The organism is Ralstonia sp. ASV6 (assembly GCF_016429285.1).
GTDB lineage: Bacteria > Pseudomonadota > Gammaproteobacteria > Burkholderiales > Burkholderiaceae > Ralstonia > Ralstonia flaminis.
On the sequence record NZ_JAELUI010000318.1, the window covers coordinates 1 to 1204 of the forward strand.

1 protein-coding gene and 1 pseudogene are annotated in these 1204 nt (G+C 63.4%); both read right to left on the reverse strand.

Going from position 1 to position 1204, the window contains the following annotated elements:
• Nucleotides 1-639 (reverse strand): MCP four helix bundle domain-containing protein (locus JHD73_RS27815; RefSeq protein ID WP_199033346.1); only part of this gene is annotated, 639 nt, incomplete at its 3' end.
• A 225-nt stretch (nt 640-864) separates the two neighbouring features.
• A pseudogene (locus JHD73_RS27820) lies at nt 865-1204 on the reverse strand (hypothetical protein); the annotation flags it as partial.

Consider the following 1204-nt stretch of genomic DNA (forward strand, 5'->3'; position numbering starts at 1 on the left):
GCCCAGCACAATGCCCAGCACGGCGCCCACACCCGCCATCACGATCATCAACAGGCGCGAGCGTTGCGCATCTTCACGGGCGCGGGCGGTAGACGCCGCAGAGACGTCCTCCACGCGCTTGACCATCTTGTCGAGCGTCTTCTCAAAGGCTGCGGTGTCGTCCAGCAGGCCTACGTTCTCTGCCGTGACGCGGCTGTCGAACTGGGTCGGGTCCAGGCCCTGCCTGTCCATCAGCGCGACGAAGTCCGTCATGCGCTTGCTCCAGACGGGGTAGATGGCATCCACCTCGCGGATCATCTTCTTGCCTTCGTCCGATACGAACTGCGGACGCACGTTCTCCACGCCGTCTTTCAGGCGCTGCATGCTCGCGTTGATCTCACCGCTCAACGCCTTGCGCTCATTGAGCGTGGTCGCAATCAACAGTGCCGTCTGCGCACGACTGGCGTGAGCAAGGCTGTTGGCCGCGCTGCCCATCTGAGTGATGGCGCGCATCTGCTTCTGCGCCAGTTCATCGCTGGCGCGCGTCAACTGCGTGATCGTGTAAATACCCAACCCGCCGATGGCCGCGCCCATGGCGGCCACGATCAGGAATCCGCCGGTCAGCACCGTGGACACCGGCAAACGCTTGATCCAACCCATGTTGTCTACCTCTCTTTTTTATATGCCCCTGTAACCGCTATCGGCCCTTGGGGGACGGCTCTTTAGAACCGCCTCGGGGTCATGCCACTTCAGAGGGGGATCGCCCCAACGTCAGCCGGCACGACTTGCCCAGGCAAAAAAAAACCTGCCCCGAAGGGCAGGCTGCACACCACAAACACACACGAGAGAGCTTTCGCGAGCAGCGAAGATCCCGTGCATACATGGTTAAAAGGTTTCCCAGTCGCTATCGTCGCCGCCTGCGGCAACGAGCTTGGGCGTTTCCAACTTGGGCGCTTGAACAGCCGCCGACGTTGTCGATCTGGCCGCTGCGGGGCGCACGCGTTGTTGTTCGCTCACGGCCGCTTCCACAACGGCCGGTTTGGGTTGTTCGTTGGTCTGCTGCACAAGGGCAGGCGTTTTACGGGCCGGCGCAACCTTGGTTGCCGCACGGCGCGCCGCCGGTTTCACCACAGCCGGCTTGGCCACGCGCGGCACGCTCGCAACCGGCCGAGCCGGTTCGATTGGCGTGCTGGCATGCGTGCGGAACACGGCCACCGCCTGACGC